General features: G+C 42.0%; 24 protein-coding genes and 1 riboswitch. Of the genes, 16 read left to right on the top strand and 8 right to left on the bottom strand.

What is annotated here, in order from left to right:
• The first annotated feature begins 11 nt into the window (after positions 1–11).
• The 3 genes from N8O80_RS03955 (at position 12) to nrdI (ending at position 2,430) form a co-directional block, all read left to right on the top strand.
• Complete coding sequence (locus N8O80_RS03955) at positions 12–1,298, top strand: response regulator transcription factor (RefSeq protein WP_261026971.1); 1,287 nt, start codon at positions 12–14, stop codon at positions 1,296–1,298.
• 60 nt (positions 1,299–1,358) lie between these two features.
• The gene (locus N8O80_RS03950) at positions 1,359–1,892 is read left to right on the top strand and encodes an ABC transporter permease (RefSeq protein ID WP_049487383.1); all 534 of its coding nucleotides are present in this window, start codon (positions 1,359–1,361) and stop codon (positions 1,890–1,892) included.
• Positions 1,893–1,965: 73 nt separating this feature from the next.
• On the top strand, positions 1,966–2,430 hold the full coding sequence (gene nrdI / locus N8O80_RS03945; protein ID WP_020901834.1) for a class Ib ribonucleoside-diphosphate reductase assembly flavoprotein NrdI: 465 nt from the start codon (positions 1,966–1,968) through the stop codon (positions 2,428–2,430).
• Between the two features lie 166 nt (positions 2,431–2,596).
• Here nrdI and N8O80_RS03940 read toward each other — a convergent pair whose 3' ends face one another.
• Positions 2,597–2,842, bottom strand: a complete 246-nt coding sequence (locus N8O80_RS03940) for a hypothetical protein (protein ID WP_042751768.1) — start codon at positions 2,840–2,842, stop codon at positions 2,597–2,599.
• A gap of 497 nt (positions 2,843–3,339) precedes the next feature.
• A complete protein-coding gene (argS, locus tag N8O80_RS03935; protein ID WP_261026970.1) occupies positions 3,340–5,031 on the bottom strand; it encodes an arginine--tRNA ligase in 1,692 nt (563 codons plus the stop codon).
• 135 nt (positions 5,032–5,166) lie between these two features.
• Here argS and argR point away from each other — a divergent pair, with 135 nt between their 5' ends.
• A complete protein-coding gene (gene argR, locus N8O80_RS03930) occupies positions 5,167–5,613 on the top strand; it encodes an arginine repressor (RefSeq protein WP_001231476.1) in 447 nt (148 codons plus the stop codon).
• 50 nt (positions 5,614–5,663) lie between these two features.
• Positions 5,664–8,198 carry a DNA mismatch repair protein MutS gene (gene mutS / locus N8O80_RS03925; protein ID WP_049493898.1) on the top strand — a complete coding sequence of 845 codons (2,535 nt, stop codon included), beginning with the start codon at positions 5,664–5,666 and terminating at the stop codon, positions 8,196–8,198.
• Positions 8,199–8,238: 40 nt separating this feature from the next.
• On the opposite strand, the gene N8O80_RS03920 is transcribed toward mutS, so the two are convergent.
• Positions 8,239–8,697: a DUF3021 domain-containing protein gene (locus N8O80_RS03920; RefSeq protein ID WP_049493900.1), complete on the bottom strand. Its 459-nt coding sequence runs from the start codon at positions 8,695–8,697 to the stop codon at positions 8,239–8,241.
• The gene (locus N8O80_RS03915) at positions 8,694–9,134 is read right to left on the bottom strand and encodes a LytTR family DNA-binding domain-containing protein (RefSeq protein WP_049493902.1); all 441 of its coding nucleotides are present in this window, start codon (positions 9,132–9,134) and stop codon (positions 8,694–8,696) included. Before N8O80_RS03915 ends, N8O80_RS03920 begins: the two co-directional genes overlap by 4 nt.
• A 207-nt stretch (positions 9,135–9,341) precedes the next feature.
• Here N8O80_RS03915 and mutL point away from each other — a divergent pair, with 207 nt between their 5' ends.
• The 3 genes from mutL to N8O80_RS03900 are packed head-to-tail and all read left to right on the top strand — an operon-like array spanning position 9,342 to position 12,473.
• The gene (mutL, locus tag N8O80_RS03910; protein WP_064276765.1) at positions 9,342–11,291 is read left to right on the top strand and encodes a DNA mismatch repair endonuclease MutL; all 1,950 of its coding nucleotides are present in this window, start codon (positions 9,342–9,344) and stop codon (positions 11,289–11,291) included.
• Between the two features lie 15 nt (positions 11,292–11,306).
• Positions 11,307–11,900 carry a Holliday junction branch migration protein RuvA gene (ruvA, locus tag N8O80_RS03905; RefSeq protein ID WP_261026968.1) on the top strand — a complete coding sequence of 198 codons (594 nt, stop codon included), beginning with the start codon at positions 11,307–11,309 and terminating at the stop codon, positions 11,898–11,900.
• A 9-nt stretch (positions 11,901–11,909) separates the two neighbouring features.
• Entirely contained in the window at positions 11,910–12,473 is a 564-nt protein-coding gene (locus N8O80_RS03900; RefSeq protein WP_261026967.1) for a DNA-3-methyladenine glycosylase I, read from the top strand.
• Positions 12,474–12,557: 84 nt separating this feature from the next.
• Here the strand turns inward: N8O80_RS03900 and N8O80_RS03895 are convergent, their stop codons facing one another.
• The 4 genes from N8O80_RS03895 to N8O80_RS03880 all read right to left on the bottom strand — a co-directional run bounded on the left by N8O80_RS03895 (position 12,558) and on the right by N8O80_RS03880 (position 15,737).
• Positions 12,558–12,821, bottom strand: coding sequence for a SemiSWEET family transporter (locus N8O80_RS03895; protein WP_000166114.1), 264 nt, complete (start codon positions 12,819–12,821; stop codon positions 12,558–12,560).
• 105 nt (positions 12,822–12,926) lie between these two features.
• On the bottom strand, positions 12,927–13,961 hold the full coding sequence (locus N8O80_RS03890) for a S66 family peptidase (protein WP_261026966.1): 1,035 nt from the start codon (positions 13,959–13,961) through the stop codon (positions 12,927–12,929).
• Positions 13,962–14,103: 142 nt separating this feature from the next.
• A complete protein-coding gene (locus tag N8O80_RS03885; protein WP_261026965.1) occupies positions 14,104–14,781 on the bottom strand; it encodes a DUF1129 domain-containing protein in 678 nt (225 codons plus the stop codon).
• 11 nt (positions 14,782–14,792) lie between these two features.
• Complete coding sequence (locus N8O80_RS03880) at positions 14,793–15,737, bottom strand: magnesium transporter CorA family protein (RefSeq protein ID WP_000815623.1); 945 nt, start codon at positions 15,735–15,737, stop codon at positions 14,793–14,795.
• A gap of 131 nt (positions 15,738–15,868) precedes the next feature.
• Between N8O80_RS03880 and uvrA the strand changes: the two genes are divergently transcribed.
• From uvrA to N8O80_RS03840, 8 genes are all read left to right on the top strand, one after another.
• The gene (gene uvrA / locus N8O80_RS03875; RefSeq protein WP_261026964.1) at positions 15,869–18,700 is read left to right on the top strand and encodes an excinuclease ABC subunit UvrA; all 2,832 of its coding nucleotides are present in this window, start codon (positions 15,869–15,871) and stop codon (positions 18,698–18,700) included.
• Entirely contained in the window at positions 18,693–19,754 is a 1,062-nt protein-coding gene (locus N8O80_RS03870) for a M24 family metallopeptidase (protein WP_261026963.1), read from the top strand. Before uvrA ends, N8O80_RS03870 begins: the two co-directional genes overlap by 8 nt.
• A gap of 57 nt (positions 19,755–19,811) precedes the next feature.
• Positions 19,812–19,962: riboswitch (M-box (ykoK) riboswitch) on the top strand.
• 194 nt (positions 19,963–20,156) lie between these two features.
• The gene (gene mgtA / locus N8O80_RS03865) at positions 20,157–22,817 is read left to right on the top strand and encodes a magnesium-translocating P-type ATPase (protein ID WP_261026961.1); all 2,661 of its coding nucleotides are present in this window, start codon (positions 20,157–20,159) and stop codon (positions 22,815–22,817) included.
• Positions 22,818–22,952: 135 nt separating this feature from the next.
• Complete coding sequence (gene spx, locus N8O80_RS03860) at positions 22,953–23,351, top strand: transcriptional regulator Spx (protein WP_000591165.1); 399 nt, start codon at positions 22,953–22,955, stop codon at positions 23,349–23,351.
• A gap of 66 nt (positions 23,352–23,417) precedes the next feature.
• On the top strand, positions 23,418–23,987 hold the full coding sequence (locus N8O80_RS03855) for an SP0191 family lipoprotein (protein ID WP_042751756.1): 570 nt from the start codon (positions 23,418–23,420) through the stop codon (positions 23,985–23,987).
• 86 nt (positions 23,988–24,073) lie between these two features.
• A complete protein-coding gene (locus N8O80_RS03850) occupies positions 24,074–24,340 on the top strand; it encodes an IreB family regulatory phosphoprotein (protein ID WP_000507059.1) in 267 nt (88 codons plus the stop codon).
• 3 nt (positions 24,341–24,343) lie between these two features.
• The gene (gene ruvX, locus N8O80_RS03845) at positions 24,344–24,763 is read left to right on the top strand and encodes a Holliday junction resolvase RuvX (RefSeq protein ID WP_004239076.1); all 420 of its coding nucleotides are present in this window, start codon (positions 24,344–24,346) and stop codon (positions 24,761–24,763) included.
• A 15-nt stretch (positions 24,764–24,778) separates the two neighbouring features.
• Positions 24,779–25,084 carry a DUF1292 domain-containing protein gene (locus N8O80_RS03840; RefSeq protein ID WP_000017620.1) on the top strand — a complete coding sequence of 102 codons (306 nt, stop codon included), beginning with the start codon at positions 24,779–24,781 and terminating at the stop codon, positions 25,082–25,084.
• The last annotated feature ends 103 nt before the right edge of the window (positions 25,085–25,187 follow it).

Below are 25,187 nucleotides of genomic sequence, written 5' to 3'. Positions count from 1 at the left end.
AAAGGGAGAAAATGTATAAAGTATTATTAGTAGATGATGAGTACATGGTGACAGAAGGTCTGAAACGTTTGATTCCCTTTGATAAGTGGAATATGGAGGTCGTTGCAACAGCCAGTCATGCCGATGAAGCACTAGAATATGTTCAGAACAATCCCGTCGATGTGGTCATTTCCGATGTCAATATGCCTGACAAAACAGGGCTTGATATGATTCGGGAGATGAAAGAAATCTTACCAGATGCTGCCTATATCCTACTTTCAGGTTATCAGGAGTTTGATTATGTAAAAAGAGCAATGAACCTTAGTGTGGTGGACTATCTGGTCAAACCTGTTGATAAGGTAGAGTTGGGAAATCTACTGGAGAAGATTGCAGGTCAGCTCGGCGAGAGAGGAAAGAAAAGTCAGATCCTCAGTCAAGATTTAGACGAGGCTGGATTTGTTAGTTATCTAGGAGGTAAGGAGAATTGGTGGATAGGCCTATCCAAGGAAAAACAAGGCTCTTTCACCATTCCCTACTATGTATTGGGTCAAGACTGGCAGATTTTTATTTCTGATCAACTCCTAGATGGTTTAGTCGTTACTCCCTTTGAAGCTCCTTATCAGGAACACTTTGAACGCTGGAAGCTGAATGCTGAGAAAGCCCTCTTTTACGGTTCTGTAAATCTAAAACAGTCTGAGAGTCTCTTTGCCTATTACGAACCGATTTATAGGGTTATTATTCAGGGAAATCTCAATCAAATCGTGGAAGAATTGAACCTCTTGGAGAAGGTGGTTCTTGAAAATACGCCACGTGTTCCGATTACCAAACAGCTTTTTATCCAGTTTGTCATGGATGTCTTTCATTTGTTTGAACATCTAAAAGCTGATGATTTGACGGATATTGTCAAAACGATTCATGCTATTCAAACCTTCGATGAATTGGTTCCTTATATCAAGGAAACTCTGACCCGATTCTTTGGACAATATCGGATGAATGAAAATGTGGTTAGTGTGCTAGAAGTCATTGGGAGTGATTATCAGAAAGAACTTTCTCTCAAGGATATCAGTAAGGACCTCTTTATCAATCCTGTTTATCTGGGACAGTTGATTAAGCGTGAAACCAATTCGACCTTCGCAGAGTTACTAAATAAACAACGCATTAAGGCTGCCCAGCAGCTCTTGCTTTCAACTAGTGACAGTATTGAAGATATTTGTTATGCTGTTGGTTACAGTAATGTTGGATATTTCTATAAAGTGTTCCGAAAATTGTGCGGAAAATCGCCAAAAGCCTACCGAAAACAGGTGGAAACCACACTATAATATTTGTATCCCTTTACAAAAAGTGCTATAATATCGATAATAATATCAGGAGGTTCTATTATGAAAAAGAAACCAATCTATCTATGGGTATTACTGATTTTTTCAGCCTTACTCTCAGCAATGTCACTATTTGGAATCATATCTCCAGTACCCACTGCGGAGGGTATGAACAATCTAGAAACATCAGCATCAGGTGTTAATGCTACTTATGCTAAGGAGCTCGTTGCTTACACCATTAAGGTATCGGAGCATGGTCATTCTATCTTCAACATTCTCTTGGTTGTCTTATCTGTTATTCTGGTGGTTGTGTCTTTGGTTTTCCTTGTTCGTAAAAACATCCAATTGGCTAACTACACTTATCTTGCTTATGTCTTCGTTGCCATCGTTGGTTCTATCTACAACTTTATCGGCGTTCAGGATGCGGTTTTACTTTTTACAGACCCTAACATCCGTATGGGAGCGGAGCTTGGTGCCAAAGGTTCTGCTATTTTTGGGATCGTACTCAATGTTATCTTCCTAGCAATTGTCTTCTATAAAATGTGGCGTCAGCAAAAAGAATTGACAGAAACTCAAGAAGAGGAAGAACTTGCCTAAGAGTTGACAAAGCATAACTATCAAGATACAATCTTGGTAGTTATTTTTTATGATTTAAAAAAAGGAGGAGAACATGAAAAAAGTTTCCTTGGTCTACATCAGTCTGAGCGGAAATACGGAGAGTTTTGTGACGCGCTTGAAAGACTATCTCTTGTCCCAGTACGAGGGAATTGAGGTTCAAAAGATTCATATCAAGGATTTGGTCAAAGAAGGCCAAGATTTCTATGAAATGGACCATCCCTATGTTGCTTTTTTGCCGACTTACCTAGAAGGTGGGAATGGCGTGGATAACGGAGATGTCGAGATTTTGACGACACCAGTGGGAGATTTTATCGCCTATGGTGACAATGCTAGTAAGTGTTTTGGTGTGGTTGGTTCAGGAAATCGTAACTTTAATAACCAATACTGCCTGACAGCCAAGCAATATAGTCAACGTTTTGGCTTCCCTGTATTGGCTGATTTTGAAATGCGAGGTATGCTGGGAGATATCAAACGTGTCGCAGCGATTATCGCAGATTTGTATGAGTTGGAAAGTTAAGCTGAAACCAATCTTTCAATCATTAGAAGAAAGAACTTATTATATCCCCCTCTATAGCAGAGATGAAAATTACCTATAAAATTTTTAATATAAATGTTATTTGCTATAGTTGGAAGATAAAAATTATGCCCTAAAAAAACCGAGAAGCTTTCTTCTCGGTTTTTGATTATTTCAATTGATCTGTAATGTCTTTTGATAGCAACATTCCTAGATGATAAGTTTTATTGATGTAAGCAATGACATCATTGATGTTTTCAGTCGTGTGAATTTTCTCTTTGATGTCAGACCTAAATGTTTCATCCTTTAAAAGTTGTTCTTGGTAGAGTTTTTGCAGTCTCTCCTTCTCGTACTTATTAAGCAGAAAAAGGAAAACCAAGCTAATCACAACGAGGATATAAGCATATTGGCTCATAGAATATCTCCCTGTATGATAAAGAAGTAGTGAATAAATCAATTTAGTGGATCTAAAATAGCAGAACAAGTCAGCAAAACTTGATAAGATTTCTGATAGATCTCTAAACCAAAATCCGTATAGATTTAGTGTAAGTTACTTAGATTGCTTTACATTCTAGTGACTTGAAGATTAGCACCAGCCACTAAGCCAATTAATAGATTTGGTTGACCAATTTAGTGAGGCGTTTAGGCAAGTGTCTCTGGTTACGACGTAAAGAAACATAAATCGATAATATTTATGTTTCTTTACTAGTGAAGCAGTTAGCTAGTCCGCATAAAAGCGGCTAGCGTCTAACAATTAGGAACTTTAGTTCCAATAACTTTAAGATTACGACGTTTTAGGACATAAGTCGATCATATTTATGTCCTAAAACTAGTGAAGCGCCTAGCCAAATCTCTGATAGGATTTGGCGTTAGTTACTTAGATTGCAAAGCAATCTAAGTAACTTTGGCGATTTACATCTTCTCAGGTGCTTCTACTCCAAGCAAGCGAAGTGCTTCTTTGAGAACGACTGCGGTTGCGTAGCTGAGTGCTAGACGGCTGTCGCGTTCTGGACTTTCATCCAAGATACGTGTATGTGCATAATATTTGTTGAAGGATTGAGCCAGGCTAATTGCAAATTTTGCAATGATAGAAGGTTCAAAGTTATCCGCCGCACGGTTAATAATACGTGGGAAGTCTTGGATGAGTTTGATGATTTCCCAGCTTTCTGCATCATTCAAGCTATAGTTGTCAGCAGTTTCTGGTTTAAAGTCTGCTTTGCGTAAGATCGATTGGATACGAGCATAGGCATATTGAACGTAAGGTCCAGTTTCACCCTCGAAGGATACCATAGCTTCTAGGTCGAAGTCGTATCCATTTGTACGGTCGGTCTTGAGGTCATAGAATTTAATGGCTCCAACCCCAACAGCATGCGCTACCTGGTCTTTGTTTTCTAGTTCAGGATTTTTAGCCTCGATTTGGGCCTTGGCACGACTAACGGCCTCTGCAACAGTAGGCTCTAGTAAGATGACATTCCCTTTACGAGTAGAGAGTTTCTTCCCTTCTTTTGTAACCAAACCAAAAGGAACGTGAGTAATATCGTTACTCCAGTCGTAGCCCATCTCTTGCAAGACGGCTTTGAGCTGTTTAAAGTGGGCAGATTGTTCTTGGCCAACGATGTAGATAGATTTGGCAAATTGGTATTCATTTTTACGGTAAAGGGCTGCGGCCAAGTCACGAGTGATATAGAGAGTTGCACCATCCGATTTCTTGATAAGGGCTGGATGTTCAATTCCATATTTCTCAAGATTCACAACTTGGGCACCTTCTGACTCAACAAGAAGGCCTTTTTCAGAAAGAATGTCTACGACTGCATCCATCTTATCGTTATAGAAGGCTTCTCCGTTATAGCTGTCAAATTCAACCTGCAATTCATTGTAAAGGCGGTTAAATTCCACCAAACTTTCATCACGGAACCATTGCCAAAGAGCGAGAGCTTCCTCGTCTCCATTTTCAAGTTTACGGAACCATTCGCGTGCTTCTTCATCCAAGCTAGGGTCATTTTCAGTTTCAGCGTTGATGCGGACATAGAGTTTAAGAAGTTCATCAATTGGATGAGCTTTTACAGCTTCTTCGTCGCCCCATTTTTTGTAGGCAACAATCAGCATTCCAAACTGTTTACCCCAGTCTCCCAAATGGTTGACCTTGACTGTTTGATATCCGATTTTTTGGAAAATATGTGATAAGCTATCTCCGATAACAGTTGAACGTAGATGACCAATAGAAAATGGTTTAGCGATATTAGGACTAGACATGTCGATCACAACATTTTCTTGCTTGCCAATATGTTGGTCAGCATAGTGTTCTTTTTGAGTGATAACAGCTTGCAATACTTGAGCAGAAATGGCAGATTTATCAAGGAAAAAGTTAACGTAAGGTCCTGTTGCGACAACCTTTTCAAAGGCTTGGCTGTTAATTTTTTCAGCCAGTTCAGCAGCAATCATTTGAGGTGCTTTACGTTCGACTTTTGCAAGAGAAAAAGCAGGGAAAGCGATGTCTCCCATTTCTGAGTTTTTAGGGGTTTCCAGTAAATTTAAAATAGCCTCTTGGTCCAGGCTATCAATGACGCTAGCCAACTCGCTAGCAATCAATTCTTTTGTATTCATTAAGAGCTCCTTTTTGGACTTTTCTACTATTTTATCACAATTTTAAAGAAAGAAGAAAAAATTTTTGAAATCTCCTGTTTTTTTGGTATAATATAGTTATAAAATTAGTTATAAATATGCATATAAGAGGATTTTATGAGAAAAAGAGATCGTCATCAGTTAATAAAAAAAATGATTACTGAGGAGAAATTAAGTACACAAAAAGAAATTCAAGATCGGTTGGAGGCACACAATGTCTTTGTGACGCAGACAACCTTGTCTCGTGATTTGCGCGAAATCGGCTTGACCAAGGTCAAGAAAAATGATATGGTGTATTATGTACTAGCAAATGAGACAGAAAAGATTGATTTGGTGGAATTTTTGTCTCATCATTTAGAAGGTGTTGCAAGAGCAGAGTTTACCTTGGTGCTTCATACCAAATTGGGAGAAGCCTCTGTTTTGGCAAATATTGTTGATGCAAACAAGGATGAATGGATTTTAGGAACAGTTGCTGGTGCCAATACCTTATTGGTTATTTGTCGAGACCAGCACGTTGCCAAACTCATGGAAGATCGTTTGCTAGATTTGATGAAAGATAAGTAAGGTCTTGGGAGTTACTCTCAAGACTTATTTTTGACAAGGAGAGACGGAAAATGGCGACAGAAAAGCTATCACCCGGCATGCAACAGTATGTGGATATTAAAAAGCAATATCCAGATGCGTTTTTGCTCTTTCGGATGGGTGATTTTTATGAATTATTTTATGAGGATGCGGTCAATGCTGCGCAGATTCTGGAAATTTCCTTAACGAGTCGCAATAAGAATGCGGACAATCCGATTCCTATGGCGGGTGTCCCCTATCATTCTGCCCAACAGTATATCGATGTCTTGATTGAGCAGGGTTACAAGGTAGCCATTGCAGAACAAATGGAAGATCCTAAACAAGCAGTTGGGGTTGTTAAACGAGAGGTTGTTCAGGTCATTACGCCAGGGACAGTGGTCGATAGCAGTAAGCCGGACAGTCAGAATAACTTCTTGGTTGCCATAGACCGTGAAGGCAATCAGTTTGGTCTAGCTTATATGGACCTGGTGACGGGTGACTTTTATGTGACAGGTCTTTTGGATTTCACGTTGGTTTGTGGGGAAATCCGCAATCTCAAGGCTCGAGAAGTGGTGCTGGGTTATGACTTGTCTGAGGAAGAAGAACAAATCCTTAGTCGCCAGATGAATCTGGTGCTTTCCTATGAAAAAGAAGGTTTTGAAGACCTTCATTTATTGGATTCACGATTAGCAACAGTGGAGCAAGCTGCATCTAGTAAGCTGCTCCAGTATGTTCATCGGACTCAAATGAGGGAATTGAACCACCTCAAACCTGTTATCCGATATGAAATCAAGGATTTCTTGCAGATGGATTATGCGACCAAGGCTAGTCTGGATTTGGTTGAGAATGCTCGTTCAGGCAAGAAGCAAGGCAGTCTTTTCTGGCTTTTGGATGAAACAAAGACGGCTATGGGGATGCGACTCTTGCGTTCTTGGATTCATCGTCCTTTGATTGATAAGGAACGAATCATCCAACGTCAAGAAGTGGTGCAGGTCTTTCTCGACCATTTCTTTGAGCGCAGTGATTTGACAGACAGTCTCAAGGGTGTTTATGACATCGAACGTTTGGCTAGTCGGGTTTCTTTTGGCAAAACCAATCCCAAGGACCTCCTGCAGCTGGCGACCACCTTGTCTAGCGTACCACGGATTCGTGCGATTTTAGAAGGGATGGAGCAACCTGCTCTAGCCTATCTCATTGAACAACTGGATGGAATCCCTGAATTGGAGAGCTTGATTAGCGCAGCGATTGCTCCTGAAGCTCCTCATGTGATTACAGAAGGTGGTATTATCCGGACTGGATTTGATGAGACTTTAGACAAGTACCGTCGCGTTCTCAGAGAAGGGGCTAGCTGGATTGCTGAGATTGAGGCTAAGGAGCGAGAAAACTCTGGTATTAGCGCACTTAAGATTGTCTATAATAAAAAGGACGGCTACTATTTCCATGTGACCAATTCGCAACTGGGAAATGTGCCTGCTCACTTTTTCCGCAAGGCAACGCTGAAAAACTCAGAACGCTTTGGAACCGAAGAATTAGCCCGTATCGAGGGAGATATGTTGGAGGCGCGTGAGAAGTCAGCTAACCTAGAGTACGAAATTTTTATGCGTATTCGTGAAGAGGTTAGCAAGTACATCCAGCGTTTACAAGCTCTAGCCCAAGGAATTGCGACGGTTGATGTCTTGCAAAGTCTGGCGGTTGTGGCTGAAACCCAGCATTTGATTCGACCAGAGTTCGGAGAGGATTCGCGGATTGATATCCAGAAAGGGCGCCATGCTGTCGTTGAAAAGGTCATGGGGGCTCAGACCTATATTCCAAATACGATTCAGATGGCAGAAGATACCAGTATTCAACTGATTACAGGGCCAAACATGAGTGGTAAGTCAACCTATATGCGCCAGTTAGCTATGACGGCAGTTATGGCCCAGATGGGTTCCTATGTGCCAGCAGAAAGCGCCCATTTGCCAATTTTTGATGCAATCTTTACTCGTATTGGAGCGGCAGATGACTTGGTTTCAGGTCAATCAACCTTTATGGTGGAGATGATGGAAGCCAATAATGCCATTTCACATGCGACCAAAAATTCCTTGATTCTTTTTGATGAGTTAGGTCGTGGAACTGCAACTTATGACGGAATGGCTCTTGCTCAGTCCATCATCGAATACATCCATGAGCACATCGGTGCCAAGACCCTCTTTGCTACCCACTACCATGAGTTGACTAGTCTGGAGTCCAGCTTGGAACACTTGGTCAATGTTCACGTGGCAACTTTGGAGCAGGGTGGGCAGGTGACCTTCCTTCACAAGATTGAACCAGGACCAGCCGATAAATCCTACGGTATTCATGTTGCCAAGATTGCTGGCTTGCCAGCAGACCTTTTAGCTAGAGCGGACAAGATTTTGACTCAACTAGAGAGTCAAGGTACAGAAAATCATACTCCCATGATACAAACAAATGCTGTAACCGAACAGATTTCACTCTTTGATACGACTGAAGAACATCCTATCTTAGCAGAATTGTCTAAACTAGATGTTTACAACATGACACCTATGCAGGCTATGAATGTATTGGTTGAGTTAAAACAAAAATTATAAAAATAATCCCACTCATGCATTTTGAGTGGGATTATTGCTATTACTTTCTATGTTCCAAGAGTTGATTGATATGGTCTACTTTTTTAGCTTCTCTTTTATAGAGAATGGCCCAAATGATGAGATAGACAATCGTAAACTCAAATATGAGCTGGAGATAGAAGATCCAGTGGAAAGGGAACCAACCAGCTAGAGTTGCTAGTGGGATAAAGCCTACTAGCATGAGGAAAAAATGAGTCAGAGTCGCACGGAGTAAGCTCCAGTCACGGCTGAATAAGCGGTTGCCAAAGTTAAAGAGAATACCGATGGCTGCCCAGATCAGTGTGCAGTAGAGCAAGACCAGGGCACCGTGAATCTGATGCTGGGTCATCACTTGGCCGATGAGAGAGTCGGAACTTAGTGGTGCGTAGGTATTTGGTGCATAAATGAGTGAAAAGATGATAGAGAGGATGAGGCCGATAAGAACACCGGCAGCTGCATCGTGAAATACTTGTTTTTTCATAGTTCTAATTTCTCCTTGATGGTTTTTAGGTAACGGCGTGAAGAGTAGGTGAAGCTTTCGTTTTTTAGAAAGATTTCTACCAGACCGTTGGGGGTTAGCTTGAGGTGAGAGATGGAGTCGATATTGATGATTTCTGATTGGGAAATTTGGATAAAATTGGTTGGTAAGAGTTCAAGGACCTGATAGAGCCGTAAGTCAATGCTATAGGTCTGACTCGCTGTTTCTGCTAAAACTTTCCGATTTTCGATATAGAAGCGCTGAATCTTGCCAATCTTAATTAGATAGACCTGATCATCAATCTTTCCTTTGATTGTTTCTTTTCGGTCCAGATTTTCTGCGAATTCGATGACTTTTTGGACTTTTTCGGTTTCTTGAGGTGCTTGAACAATCAGCTTTTCCTCTTCGTAAGTCTCGCTAATCTGTAGTTCTACTTTCATAAATTTCTCTCCTTTTCAGTTATACAAGGTTGTGATCACTTCCTGTACACTTTTATTAAACACTATTTTACGACACCTGGCAAGGGACTTTGTCTATGTGGAGGGATTTGGCTCCTATGTGGTGCTTGCTTTTTCGGTCCTATCTGAAATATGGTATAATAGCACTAATCAATTTCTAGGAAAATAGATACGGAAAGGGGCTGAAAGATGTCTCATATTATTGAATTGCCAGAGGTGCTGGCAAACCAGATCGCGGCTGGAGAGGTCATTGAGCGTCCAGCTAGTGTTGTTAAGGAGCTGGTAGAAAATGCTATTGACGCGGGCTCTAGTCAGATTATCATTGAGATTGAGGAAGCTGGTCTCAAGAAAATCCAAATCACAGATAATGGTCATGGAATTGTCCACGATGAGGTGGAGTTGGCCCTGCGTCGTCATGCGACCAGTAAGATAAAAAATCAAGCAGACCTCTTTCGAATTCGGACGCTTGGTTTTCGTGGTGAAGCCCTACCTTCTATAGCTTCTGTTAGTGTCTTAACTCTGTTGACAGCAGTTGAGGGTGCAAGTCACGGAACCAAGTTAGTCGCGCGTGGGGGAGAAGTTGAAGAAGTCGTTCCAGCGACTAGTCCTGTGGGGACCAAGGTTTGTGTGGAGGACCTCTTTTTCAACACACCTGCCCGCCTCAAGTATATGAAGAGCCAGCAAGCAGAGCTGTCTCATATCATTGATATTGTCAACCGTCTGGGTTTGGCCCATCCTGAGATTTCTTTCAGCTTGATTAGTGATGGCAAGGAAATGACGCGGACAGCTGGGACTGGTCAACTGCGCCAAGCTATCGCCGGGATTTACGGTTTGGCGAGTGCCAAGAAGATGATTGAAATTGAGAATTCTGACCTAGATTTCGAAATTTCAGGCTTTGTTTCCCTGCCTGAGTTGACTCGGGCTAATCGCAACTATATCAGTCTCTTTATCAATGGCCGTTATATCAAGAACTTCCTGCTCAATCGTGCAATTCTTGACGGTTATGGTAGTAAGCTCATGGTGGGCCGTTTTCCACTGGCTGTCATTCACATCCATATTGACCCTTATCTGGCGGATGTCAATGTGCATCCGACCAAGCAAGAGGTGCGGATTTCCAAGGAAAAAGAACTGATGACCCTGGTTTCAGAAGCTATTTCTAATAGTCTCAAGGAGCAAACCTTGATACCAGATGCCTTGGAAAATCTTGCCAAATCGACTGTGCGCAATCGTCAAAAGGTGGAGCAGACCATTCTCCCACTCAAAGAAAATACGCTCTACTATGAAAAGACAGAGGCAACTAGACCTAGCCAAGCTGAGGTGGCTGATTATCAGATAGAATTAACTGAGGAAGGGCAGGATTTAACCCTGTTTGCCAAGGAAACCTTGGACCAATTGACTAAGCCAGCAAAACTGCATTTTGCAGAGAGAAAGCCTGCTAATTATGACCAATTAGACCATCCAGAGTTAGATTTGGCCAGTTTGGATAAGGCTTATGACAAGCTGGAGCGAGAAGAATCTTCAAGTTTCCCAGAGTTGGAATTTTTCGGGCAAATGCATGGGACTTATCTCTTTGCTCAAGGGCGAGATGGGCTCTACATCATAGACCAACATGCGGCTCAGGAACGGGTTAAGTACGAGGAGTACCGTGAAAGCATTGGTAATGTTGACCAGAGCCAGCAGCAACTCCTAGTGCCCTATATCTTTGAATTTCCAGCGGATGATGCCCTGCGTCTCAAGGAAAGAATGCCTCTTTTGGAGGAAGTGGGCGTCTTTCTAGCAGAGTATGGAGAGAATCAATTTATCCTGCGTGAACATCCTATTTGGATGGCAGAAGAAGAGATTGAATCAGGTATCTATGAAATGTGCGACATGCTCCTTTTGACCAAGGAAGTTTCTATCAAGAAATACCGAGCAGAGTTGGCTATTATGATGTCCTGCAAGCGGTCTATCAAGGCCAACCATCGTATCGATGACCATTCGGCTAGACAGCTCCTCTATCAACTTTCTCAATGTGACAATCCCTATAACTGTCCCCATGGACGTCCCGTTTTGGTGCATTTTACCAAGTCGGATATGGAAAAGATGTTCCGACGTATTCAGGAAAATCATACCAGTCTCCGTGAGTTGGGGAAATATTAAACTAAAAGGAAAACTATGTACGAATATTTAAAAGGAATCATTACCAAAATCACTGCCAAATACATTGTTCTTGAAACCAATGGTATCGGTTATATCCTGCATGTGGCCAATCCCTATGCTTATTCAGGTCAGGTGAATCAAGAAGCTCAGATCTATGTGCATCAAGTCATCCGTGAGGATGCTCATCTGCTTTATGGATTTCGCTCAGAAGACGAGAAAAAGCTCTTTCTCAGTCTGATTTCGGTCTCTGGGATTGGTCCTGTGTCAGCTCTTGCTATTATCGCTGCTGATGACAATGCTGGCTTGGTTCAAGCCATCGAAACCAAGAACATCACCTACTTGACCAAGTTCCCTAAAATTGGCAAGAAAACAGCCCAGCAGATGGTGCTGGACTTGGAAGGAAAGGTAGTAGTTTCAGGAGACGACCTTCCTGCTAAGGTGGCAGTGCAAGCAAGTGCTGAAAACCAAGAATTGGAAGAAGCCATGGAAGCCATGTTGGCTCTGGGCTACAAGGCAACAGAGCTCAAGAAAATCAAGAAATTCTTTGAAGGAACGACAGATACAGCTGAGAACTATATCAAGTCGGCCCTTAAAATGTTGGTCAAATAGGAGCAGAACATGACAAAACGTTGTTCGTGGGTCAAGATGACCAATCCGCTCTACATTGCCTATCATGATGAGGAGTGGGGCCAGCCCCTCCATGATGACCAAGCATTGTTTGAGTTGTTATGTATGGAAACCTATCAGGCAGGCCTGTCTTGGGAAACGGTTCTCAATAAACGCCAAGCTTTCCGAGAAGCCTTTCATGGCTATCAAATTCAAGCGGTCGCAGAGATGACCGACACCGAACTGGAAGACTTGCTGGAGAATCCAGCCATCATCCGAAATCGTGCCAAGCTCTTTGCTACACGCGCTAACGCCCAAGCCTTTCTACGACTACAGGAAGAATATGATTCTTTTGATGCCTATCTTTGGTCTTTTGTTGAGGGGAAAACGATCGTTAATGATGTTCCCGATTACCGCCAAGCCCCAGCTAAAACAGCTTTGTCTGAAAAATTAGCCAAAGATCTCAAAAAACGAAGTTTCAAGTTCACAGGACCAGTCGCCGTCTTGTCTTTTCTACAGGCTGTAGGGCTAGTTGATGACCACGAGAACGATTGTGAGTGGAAAAGCAGCAATTAGTGAGTATAGGTAACTAGAATATCTGAGAATATAGAAAAAAGCTGAGAAATTTTTCCCAGCTTTTTATATATACTATTAGATTTGTTAGAGTGAAGTCAAAAAAGTGATTCCACCTAAAATAACACCGGCTGAATTTGGAATGATTAGTATCCAATCCTTCTTAGGTTCTTTTGTCCATCCATAAATAACCCAGATTAAGCAAGATATAGCAGCTGATAAAGGTTGAAATGGTTGAGCTTTATTTCCCTGTAAATTAGCGATAATTTGAGGTATGTAGGCAATAAATACTATAATTCCAATAAAGGCACCAATAGAACCTACGATTCGATTAATTTTTTGTTTTGTCATATACACCTCCTTCAAAAGGATATCATAGAAATTAGCGAAATGCAATAAATTCAGATACAAATTGTAACGAAAACCAATACAAAAGCACAAAAATAGAGAAACTATTTATTTTTTGTTATAGTCAAAACGAATGACTTGCTCCTGTGCATCTACACGGGCGTGGATTCCGAAGGGTACAATTGCTCTTGGTGTGGCGTGGCCGACATTCAGATTATAGATAATCGGGATATTGCTGTCAATGATATCCAATAGCGCCTCTTTATAGTCGTCATAGAAAGTTTCATCCATAGGTTTTCCGATCAAGAGTCCACTGATGACCTCGAATATACCAGTGTTCTTTAAAGTTCGCAACATCTTTTTGAAGTCTTCTGGTTCAGGCTTTTCTTCGCTTGTTTCTAGCAAGAGGATTTTTCCTTCCCAGTCTGATAAGTCAGGGAAGAGTTTGTATTTTTGGCATAGCTCCGTGCTATCTGCGTATCGAGAGTTGTCAAAGATATCGTAGAGGGATTCGAGACAACCACCGAGGATTTTTCCCTCGAACTGGGCATTTCCCCGCAACAGCTCGAAACCAGTATTTGCATGACTGATGCGAGGTGTTCCCAGAGCTTTGGGACTGAAGTCAGTCCTTTCCTCATACCAAACATTGCTAGGGCGGATTTCTGAGATTCTTCCCGTCTCAATCAATTCTTTAAAGTAGTGAAGGCTATAGGCTAACATTTCCTTGTCCAATTCACAAATGTCTGCTAAAAAGGATTGACCATAAAAAGTCTTGATTCCTAGTTTATGCAACATGAGGTGGTTCATGGTTGTATCCGAGAAGCCAAGAAAAATTTTTTGTTTGATAACCTTTTGTAGTTGGTCATTTTCAAAAAGATAAGGTAGTAAGCGATAGGTATCGTCTCCACCGATGGCACATAGGATCATGTCGATGTTATCATCAGAAAAGGCCTGCATCAAATCCTCTGCACGCGCTTCAGGATGGTTCTTGATAAAGTCTAATCCTTTTTGCGAATGGGGTAAAAAGATAGGATTGAGTCCCAGGTCCTTGAGACGTTGGACACCCAAGTCCACTTCATGTTTGACAAAGTCCTCTCCGATAATGCCACTAGATAAACTAACAATACCAATAGTAGAAATCATATTTTATCCTCCTAGAAATAGATTGAGCCTATTTTATCATAAAAGATTAGATAGAGCTATGTGGGATTTCAGAAGAATGCTTTTAAAATCAAAAAAGTAAGTGAAAAAGCAACCGCGCTTGCAGTTGCTTTTATCATTCTTCTTAATAACGTGTTGATCCTGCACTTGCGCTGCGGATGTTCAAGCGTTTCTTGAGATAGAAGCGAAGGGCTAGGAGGGCTGCTCCGATAATAGCTAGTGGCACTGGAGCTAGGACTGGGTTAAGGCTAGTTGGTAGGAAGCTTGTTGCAAAGAAGACAAGCAACCAAAGGAACATAGAAGCTAGGATAACTAGTACAGATTTCCAGAAAGGAGGACGTTGACTGCGGTCCATATCTGGTCCATAGTATTGGTAAACAAAGTAGTACATCAAGTAGAAGGCAAATCCACCAACAAGTCCAACTAATAGGAGGGTGACAAATCCATAGCCGAAAGCTTGATCTGCCGCAAAGAAGGTTGTGAGGGCGCTGACAAGGGCAAAGAGGCTAGTGATGAAAAGAGCTGAGTCCATAATCATCAGTTTTGGATCATCATTTTCCTTTGGATGCTCTTTTTCATATTGTTCCTTGACAGTGAAGCTGTGCGCCCAGTGGGTCGGTGCGCCATAGAGGGAACGAGCAGTCGTACCTTTAGATTGCTCCTCAAGGATTTGGGGAATAACTTCCTCAAAAATAGCCTTGATTTCAGCGTCTGTTTTTCCATCTTTGATGAATTGTTGGGTAGCGATGTGGACAAACTCTTGGTTTTTCTTTGTTAATTTTTGTAGATCAATCTGAGACATAGGAACTCCTCTTAGAACCATTTTTTATGGATGAGATAGAGAGTGAGCGAGACACTCATAGCAAAGGCGATAAAGACGATTAACCAGAAGGCATTCGGCTCTCCGTTTAGGGGGATTTCATTATCCTTAAAGTTCATCCCGTAGGCAGAAAAGACCATGGTTGGGATGGACATGACGATGGTCACAAGGGCCAAGGTTTTCATGATGTTGTTCTGGTTGTTAGAAATGATAGAGGCGAAGGTCTCTGTCATAGAATGTAAGACGTTTCCATAAATGTCTGCCATCTCGATGGCCTGTTGGGTTTCAATCAAGGTATCTTCAAGCAGGTCTTCGTCCTCAAGGTATTTCTTGATATTGCTGGTTGAGCTGGTCAATTTCTTAATCACACGCTCATTTGTTTTGAGGGAGGCCTTGAAATAGACGATGGTTTTTTCCAATTCCATGAGCTCAATCAATTCTTCATTACGAGTTGATTGATGCAGTTGACTTTCGATTTGTTCACTCTTACGGTCGATTGAACGAAGGGCTGTTAGGTAAAGTTCTGCATTGCGATAAAGAATTTGAAAGATGAAACGCGAACGCATGAAGGTGTAGAAATTACGCAATCGACGGTTGATAAAGACATCGAGGACTGGTAATGGTTCCAAACACGTAGTGATAATGGTTTCCTCGGTGATGATAATACCAAGCGGGATGGTAACGTAGTAGGTGCGGTTATTTCTTTCCTCTGTGACCGGAACGTCTACGATAATCAGGGTGTACTCGTCTTCAATCGTAATACGAGACATTTCTTCCGCATCGAGCGGTGCTCGAAGGTCGGCAATATCGATATCGAAGGCGTTAGCGATTTCGAGTGATTCATTTTGAGTCGGATTAACGAGATTGATCCAAGTACCCGGTTCAAGCGTATCGATCTCTTTAAATTCAGTTGTTGTAGAGAGAAAAACTTGTTTCATATCCCTTATCCTTTCTCATTTTTCAGATTTTTTCACACCGTACTATTATACTACAAATTCAGCCTTTTGGGTAATAGAATCTCACTTTTTTTGGTATAATGGTAAGCAATAATGGACTAGAAAGAATAAAGATGCAAGATAAAATTGTCATTCATGGGGCGCGTGCCCATAATTTAAAAAATATTGACGTGGAAATTCCACGAGACAAGCTGGTTGTAGTGACTGGTTTGTCAGGTTCAGGGAAATCCAGTCTGGCCTTTGACACCCTCTATGCGGAGGGACAACGTCGCTATGTGGAGAGTCTGTCAGCCTATGCTCGCCAGTTCTTGGGAAATATGGAGAAGCCTGATGTAGATGCTATTGATGGTCTCAGCCCAGCTATTTCCATCGACCAGAAAACGACTAGTAAAAATCCTCGCTCGACGGTGGGAACAACGACTGAAATCAATGACTATCTGCGTCTCCTCTATGCGCGTGTGGGGACGCCTTACTGTATCAACGGGCATGGAGCTATCAAGGCTTCTTCTGTGGAGCAAATCGTGGATAAGGTTTTAGAATTGCCTGAACGCCAGCGCTTGCAGATTTTGGCCCCTGTCATCCGCAAGAAAAAAGGACAGCACAAGAGCGTTATTGAAAAGATTCAGAAAGATGGTTATGTCCGTGTCCGTGTGGATGGGGAAGTATATGATGTGACCGAAGTGCCAGAGTTGTCTAAGAGCAAGCAACATAATATAGATGTCGTGGTTGATCGTATCGTTATCAAGGAGGGCATTCGTAGTCGTCTCTTTGATTCCATTGAGGCTGCCCTTCGTATCTCAGAAGGTTATGTCATTATCGACACGATGGACGATTCGGAGTTACTGTTCTCTGAGCATTATGCCTGTCCAGTTTGTGGATTTACTGTTCCAGAGTTAGAGCCACGTCTCTTCTCTTTCAATGCTCCTTTTGGTTCTTGTAGTGAGTGTGACGGCTTGGGTATCAAGCTGGAGGTGGATACTGATTTGGTAGTGCCAGATGCCGGCAAAACCTTACGTGAGGGAGCCTTGGCTCCTTGGAATCCTATCTCATCCAACTACTATCCAAACATGCTAGAGCAGGCCATGACAGCCTTTGGAGTGGATATGGATAAGCCTTTTGAGGACTTGTCAGAAGAAGATAAGAACTTGATTCTCTACGGCTCAGATGGCAAGGAATTCCATTTCCACTATGAGAATGAATTTGGTGGTGTGCGCGATATTGACATTCCTTTTGAGGGAGTTGTTAATAATATCAAACGTCGCTACCACGAGACAAACAGCGATTACACGCGCACCCAGATGCGCCTCTACATGAATGAGCTGACTTGCGGAACCTGTCACGGTTATCGTCTCAATGACCAGGCCTTGTCTGTCCGTGTTGGTGGTGAGCAAGGACCACATATCGGAGAAATTTCAGACCTGTCTATCGCGGACCACTTGGACTTGGTAAGCCAGTTGACTCTATCTGAAAATGAAGCCATCATTGCTCGGCCTATTCTCAAGGAAATCAAGGACCGTTTGACTTTCCTCAATAACGTGGGTCTTAACTATCTGACCCTGTCACGTTCGGCAGGAACCCTTTCAGGTGGAGAAAGTCAGCGTATTCGCTTGGCAACCCAGATTGGTTCTAACCTATCAGGTGTCCTTTATATTCTAGACGAGCCGTCAATCGGTCTTCATCAGAGGGATAATGACCGTCTGATTGCCAGTCTCAAAAAGATGCGTGATTTGGGTAATACTCTCATAGTAGTGGAACATGACGAAGATACTATGCGTGAGGCTGATTATCTGATTGATGTTGGTCCTGGTGCGGGTGTTTTTGGTGGGGAAATTGTTGCGGCAGGTACGCCTAAACAGGTAGCTCGTAACAGTAAGTCTATCACAGGCCAGTACTTGTCAGGCAAACGTGCCATTCCAGTGCCAGACGAGCGCCGTACCGGAAATGGTCGTTTTATCGAGGTGACGGGAGCGCGTGAGAACAACTTGAAAAATGTGACGGCTCGCTTTCCACTAGGGAAATTCATCGCAGTGACAGGGGTATCAGGTTCAGGGAAATCGACCCTAATCAATAGCATTCTCAAAAAAGCCATTGCCCAGAAGCTCAACCGTAATTCAGACAAACCTGGTAAATTTAAGACTATTACAGGGATTGAGCATGTAGACCGCTTGATTGATATTGACCAGAGCCCTATCGGACGAACGCCAAGGTCTAACCCTGCTACCTATACGGGAGTCTTTGACGATATACGTGACCTTTTTGCCCAGACAAATGAGGCCAAGATTCGTGGTTACAAAAAGGGACGTTTCAGTTTCAACGTTAAGGGAGGTCGTTGTGAAGCTTGCTCAGGCGACGGGATCATTAAGATTGAGATGCACTTCTTGCCAGATGTTTATGTGGCTTGTGAAGTTTGCCACGGAACCCGCTACAACAGTGAAACCCTAGAAGTCCACTACAAGGAAAAAAATATCTCGCAGGTCTTGGATATGACCGTCAACGATGCGGTGGAATTCTTCCAACATATTCCAAAGATTCAACGTAAACTCCAGACCATCAAGGATGTGGGGTTAGGCTATGTGACCTTAGGACAACCAGCTACCACCCTTTCTGGAGGAGAAGCCCAGCGTATGAAGCTGGCTAGCGAACTCCACAAACGATCGACAGGAAAATCTTTCTACATTCTGGATGAGCCGACGACAGGTCTTCATACCGAGGATATCGCTCGCTTGCTCAAGGTTTTAGCTCGCTTTGTAGACGATGGCAATACAGTCCTTGTTATCGAGCACAATCTAGATGTTATTAAGACAGCAGACCATATTATTGACTTGGGACCTGAGGGCGGTGTCGGTGGTGGAACCATCATCGCAACAGGAACTCCAGAAGAAGTAGCGGGCAACGAAGCAAGCTACACAGGACATTATTTGAAAGGAAAGTTACATCATGAATAAACGCGTACAAGCATTTCTAGCTAAAATGCAAGAAAAAGAACTGGATGGCATTATCATCAACAATCTTAAAAACGTCTATTATTTGACTGGTTTTTGGGGTTCAAATGGAACAGTCTTCATCAGCCGTGACCGTCAGGTCTTGGTGACGGACTCTCGCTATATCATTGCAGCCAAGCAAGAAACCAGTGGTTTTGAAATCGTAGCTGACCGTGATGAATTGGCTGTCATTGCAGGAATTGTTACGGACATGGGCTTGTCTCGAATCGGTTTTGAGGATGAGATTTCGGTTTCTTATTATCACCGTATGCAGGCAGCCTTTGAAGGAATTGACTTGCTTCCACAGACTCAGTTTGTTGAAAGTCTTCGAATGATTAAGGATGAAGTGGAGATTGCAGCTATTCGCAAGGCTTGTTCTATCTCAGACCAAGCTTTTCGCGACGCGCTTGACTTTATTAAGCCAGGAAAGACTGAGATTGAGATTGCCAACTTCCTTGACTTCCGTATGCGTGAGTTGGGAGCATCTGGCTTGTCTTTTGACACTATCCTAGCTAGCGGTATCAACTCTTCCAAACCTCATGCTCATCCCATGCACAAACCAGTGGAGCTGGGAGATGCTATTACCATGGATTTTGGTTGCCTCTATGACCACTATGTTAGCGATATGACACGAACTATCTATCTGGGGCATGTCAGCGACGAGCAGGCGGAAATTTACAATACGGTTCTGAAAGCCAACCAAGCCTTGATTGACCAGGCTAAGGCAGGATTAGCTTTCCGAGACTTTGACAAAATCCCTCGTGATATTATCATTGAGGCAGGCTATGGCGACTACTTTACCCACGGTATTGGACACGGTATTGGACTGGATATCCATGAAGAGCCTTACTTTAGCCAAACTTCTACAGAAACTATTAAGGCAGGTATGGCCTTGACAGATGAACCGGGTATCTATATTGAAGGTAAATACGGGGTTCGTATCGAGGATGATATCCTGATTACAGAGACAGGTTGTGAATTGTTGACCTTAGCTCCAAAAGAGTTGATAGTTATCTAAGAGTTAAACAACTCAAATGATTGACTTTTAAAATTTAAAGGTTTATACTGAAAGACGAAAACGGTAGGTGAGGCTACCATAGGGATACGGATGACTACCGCAAAGCAGTGGAGACACTACTCGTTGGTCAACAGTCCTGGTCGCGAAGGCCAAGACTAAGCTCATTACATTGCCCTATGGAGTTAAAGCTTGAACGAAAAACAGATAATTAGTTTTTTAATCCTGCCATTTTATGGTGGGATTTTCTACTGTTTAAATCAAAGAAAGGAGATAAACGATGCAAATTGACGATCATCCGGAACCGCACATACACAGCCAATCGCTGATTTGTGTCGTTCTGCCCTTATAAAGTGATTGGTCTCTGTGTATGAAACACATCATTCATACAGATAGGAGAAACCAATGAAAACTACAAAAGAAAGATTAGCAATAGCTATTCATACATCTTTAAACGAAACTCTATCTTTTTATAAGACAAGTCTAACAGGATTGACTGAGGAGCAGGTGGAGAAAAATCGTGACCTATATGGCGAAAATACCATCACAAAGGGTCAAGAAGACAGTATCCTCAAAAAGATTTACGAATCCATTATCAATCCTTTTACGATCATCTTACTGGTCATCGCCGTGATTTCCTTGGTGACCAATGTCTGGTTGGCAAAACCAGGTCAAGAGGATCCGACGACTTCTATTATCATCGTTGTCCTAGTCCTCATTTCTGGTGGCATACGCTTTGTTCAAGAACTCCGTAGTGATAAGGCTGCGACCAATCTATCAAAAATGATTGTCAACACAGCGACTGTCATTCGTCAAGGAGAAATTCAAGAAGTACCTATCGATGATTTGGTAGTGGGTGATGTGGTTAAATTAAGCGCTGGAGACATGATTCCAGCAGATCTTCTTTTATTTGAGTCGCGTGATTTCTTTGTACAACAGTCGGGCTTGACAGGTGAAAGTGAATCGGTTGAAAAATTGGCCTTGACCAAGGCAACAGTTCAACAATCTGATAGTCTGCTGGAAGCAGAAGCGCTCGCCTTTATGGGAACCAATGTCTTGTCTGGTAGTGCCAAGGCCGTGGTTTTAGCAGTTGGTGATGACACCATGATGGGGGCCATTGAGCAGACTTTGAACACCTATGACGAGCCTACTTCGTTTGAGCGGGAGATGAATAGTATTTCGTGGCTCTTGATTCGTTTGATGTTGGTCATGGTGCCCATCGTTTTCTTGTCCAATGGTTTAACAGATGGTGACTGGTTGGAAGCTGGCGTATTTGCTTTGAGTGTTGGTGTTGGATTGACACCTGAGATGCTTCCTATGATTATCACGGCCAGTCTAGCAAAAGGCTCCATCATTATGGCCAAGGAAAAAGTGGTTATCAAGAAACTCAATGCCATACAGGACTTAGGGGCGATTGATATTTTGTGTACAGATAAGACAGGGACTCTAACCCAAGACGAAATTGTCCTTGAATATCCCTTGGACATCCACGGACGCTTGGATTTGACCGTCTTGAGACGAGCTTATCTCAATTCTTATTTTCAAACGGGCTTGAAAAATTTGATGGACAGAGCTATCATCAAACGGACTGAAAAGGAAGCCAAAGAACACACCCTCTTGCAAAATCTGGCTCAAACTTTTCAAAAAATAGATGAGCTTCCCTTTGATTTTGAACGTAGACGGATGAGTGTTATCGTTAAGGATGAACACGAAGTTGTTAGTTTGGTAACCAAGGGTGCCCTAGAGGAAATGTTGATGATTTCCAGTTATGCGGAGTATCATGGAATGATTACTCCCTTGACAGATGCTATTAGAGAAGAAATCTTAGAAGAAGTCAGACAGCTAAATCAGCAAGGTTTGCGTGTCTTGGGAGTGGCCTATAAGTCAGGTTTGAGGGAAGGTCATGCCTATACAGTTGATGACGAAGGGGATATGATTCTAACTGGTTATTTAGCCTTCCTAGATCCTCCTAAACCATCTGCAGCACCAGCAATTAAGGCTCTGTTAGAGCATGGGGTTCAAACAAAGATTTTGACGGGAGACAACGAAAAAGTTACCCAAGCAGTCTGTGAAAAGGTTGGTTTGGATATCAATCAGATGTTGTTAGGATCTGAAATTGATCAGATGAGTGATCAAGAATTGGCCCAAGCCGTAGAGGAGGTAACCGTCTTTGCCAAACTTTCTCCTGACCAAAAAGCACGAATTATTTTGCAATTTAAGGCTAATGGTCATGCTGTTGGCTATATGGGAGATGGGATCAATGATGCTCCTTCTATGAAAGTTGCAGATGTGGGGATTTCTGTTGATACAGCAGTAGATATTGCCAAAGAAACAGCTGATGTTATCCTACTTGATAAGGATCTAATGGTGCTTGAAAAAGGACTTGTTGAAGGTCGTAAGGTCTATGCCAATATGACCAAATATATCAAAATGACAGTGAGTTCTAATTTTGGAAATATCTTATCCCTATTGGTCTCTGGAATCTTTTTACCATTTTTACCGATGGCTCCAGTCCATTTGATTATCCTAAATCTGGTCTATGATTTGTCTTGTATTGCCTTGCCTTTTGACAAGGTGGATAAAGATTTTTTGAGAAATCCGCATACCTGGGAAGCCAAGTCTATCACACGTTTCATGGTTTGGATGGGACCTATCTCTTCTGCCTTTGATATTTTGACCTTTATTTTGCTCTATTTTATCATTGTACCCATGACGACAGGTCAAGCCTATGTCCATGGAGCGGAGTCTGCCGTAGGATTTATTGTCTTGTTTCAGACAGGTTGGTTTATCGAGTCCATGTGGTCACAGACCATGGTTATCCATATGCTGCGTTCAGCCAAAATTCCCTTTTTACAAAGTCGTCCGGCTTGGCTAGTCCTTGTGACAACCTTATTGGCTGCAGCCTTTGTGACCTTCCTTCCCTACAGTCCACTCGCAATCCTACTTCATCTAACTCCATTAAAACCGATTTATTTCATCTTTTTACTTTTCATCATCATTTTGTATATGATTAGTGTGACAATTGTGAAAAAAATTTATATCAAGAAATATCAAGAATGGCTGTAAATTTCATTTTGTCAAGAAAAAAGTACGAAAATGACGAAAAAAGTCAAAAAAATTTAAAAATAGGTCGCAAGTCGGATGTTTTTTATGGTATAATAGACTAAACTGATAGTAACATGTAGCGAAAGGGGTAGGTACATGATTAAAATTTATACAGTCTCAAGTTGTACTAGCTGTAAAAAAGCAAAAACCTGGCTCAATGCCCACCAGTTAAGTTATAAAGAACAAAACCTTGGTAAAGAAGGAATTACGAGAGAAGAATTACTGGATATTCTGACTAAAACAGACAATGGAATAGCCAGCATTGTTTCGTCTAAAAATCGCTATGCCAAAGCCCTTGGAGTGGATATTGAAGATTTGAGTGTCAACGAAGTTCTCAATCTGATTATGGAAACACCGAGAATTTTAAAGAGCCCAATCCTTGTAGATGAAAAACGACTGCAAGTTGGCTATAAGGAAGACGATATTCGTGCCTTCCTACCACGCTCTGTCCGTAATGTAGAAAATGCAGAAGCACGTTTGCGTGCAGCTCTATAAACATCAAGGCTGGGAGTGCTTCCTAGCCTTGTTTGCTCTTTTAATTCAAAAATGATGTGAGGAATTATGAAAAAAATACTGATTACAAGTTTTGCACTACTTTTCTTGCTTGCTGGATGTGGGCAAAAAAAAGCGACAACTGCGTCCTCTAGTAGTAAATCTGAAACGTTACAGTCAACTTTACCTGTCCTAGAGAATGCTGAGAAGAATACAGTAGTTACAAAAACATTTATGCTACCGAAGTCAACAGACGGCAGTCAGCAGATTCAAACAGTCACATATAAAGGAAAACAATTTTTAAGTTTGACTATTATTCAAAAAAGACCAGTTACCGATGAATTGAAGACTTTTGTAACTGAGCATGGTGTAGAGGCTACCCAAAAAGCACTCATTGAAGCTGAAGGTAAAGATACCTCAATTCAGGAAGCGCGCAAGTTGCCAGGTTTTACACTTGAGACGAAGCTACTAAGTGAAACAGAAATTCAAACAACAACTACTTATGATTTTCAGGTTTTAGATATCAAAAAAGCTTCACAGGTTGAATATTTAAAGAATATTGGCTTGGAAAATCTTTTGAAAAATGAACCGAGTCAATATGTAGCAGACAGATTGGCAAATGGCGCGACAGAACAGTAGAAAATCCAAATAAATAGACTGCCTGAATTGTAGAACGTAAGGAATTATGCTATAATGGTACTATTCTAAGGAAAGAGGGTGTTAGAATGGGATTTACTGAAGAAACAGTACGTTTTAAATTGGACGATTCCAATAAAAAAGAAATTAGCGAAACTCTGACTGATGTTTATGCTTCGTTGAACGATAAGGGCTACAACCCAATTAACCAAATCGTAGGTTACGTATTGAGTGGAGACCCTGCCTACGTTCCTCGTTATAATAATGCACGAAATCAAATCCGTAAGTATGAGCGTGATGAAATCGTTGAGGAATTGGTCCGCTACTACCTAAAAGGACAAGGAGTCGATCTGTAACCTATGAGAATTATGGGATTGGACGTCGGTTCAAAAACGGTAGGGGTGGCTATTAGCGATCCGCTCGGTTTTACAGCTCAAGGACTTGAAATCATCCAAATCAATGAGGAGCAAGGCCAATTTGGTTTTGACCGCGTTAAGGAGTTGGTTGATACTTACAAGGTGGAACGATTTGTAGTGGGCTTGCCTAAAAACATGAACAATACAAGTGGACCGCGCGTGGAAGCTAGTCAAGCATACGGAGCCAAGCTAGAAGAGCTTTTTGGTTTACCAGTAGACTATCAAGATGAACGCTTGACAACAGTGGCTGCAGAGCGTATGTTGATTGAACAAGCAGATATCAGTCGCAATAAGCGCAAGAAAGTCATTGATAAGTTAGCAGCTCAGCTGATTTTACAAAATTATTTAGATAGAAAATTTTAATATAAAGGAGAGGCTATGTCACACGATCATAACCACGACCACGAAGAACGTGAACTAATCACACTAGTAGATGAGCAAGGAAATGAAACCTTGTTTGAAATCCTTTTGACGATTGATGGAAAAGAAGAATTTGGTAAAAACTATGTTCTTCTAGTACCAGTTAATGCAGAAGAAGACGAAGACGGACAAGTTGAAATTCAAGCTTACTCATTCATCGAAAACGAAGATGGAACAGAAGGTGAATTGCAACCAATCCCAGAAGACTCAGAAGACGAATGGAACATGATTGAAGAAGTCTTCAACAGCTTTATGGAGGAGTAAACACGTTCAGTGGACGTGTTTAGCCCTGCGCTAGAAATTAGAAACGCAGGCACATCCAGTGGATATTTTTACCCCAGTTCCTTAAAATAAGAGAGAACTGGTA

Source organism: Streptococcus mitis (assembly GCF_946190155.1).
GTDB classification, from domain to species: domain Bacteria; phylum Bacillota; class Bacilli; order Lactobacillales; family Streptococcaceae; genus Streptococcus; species Streptococcus mitis_CL.
Note: the sequence above shows the minus strand (reverse complement) of the source record. Positions and strands in the feature narration are given on the sequence as shown.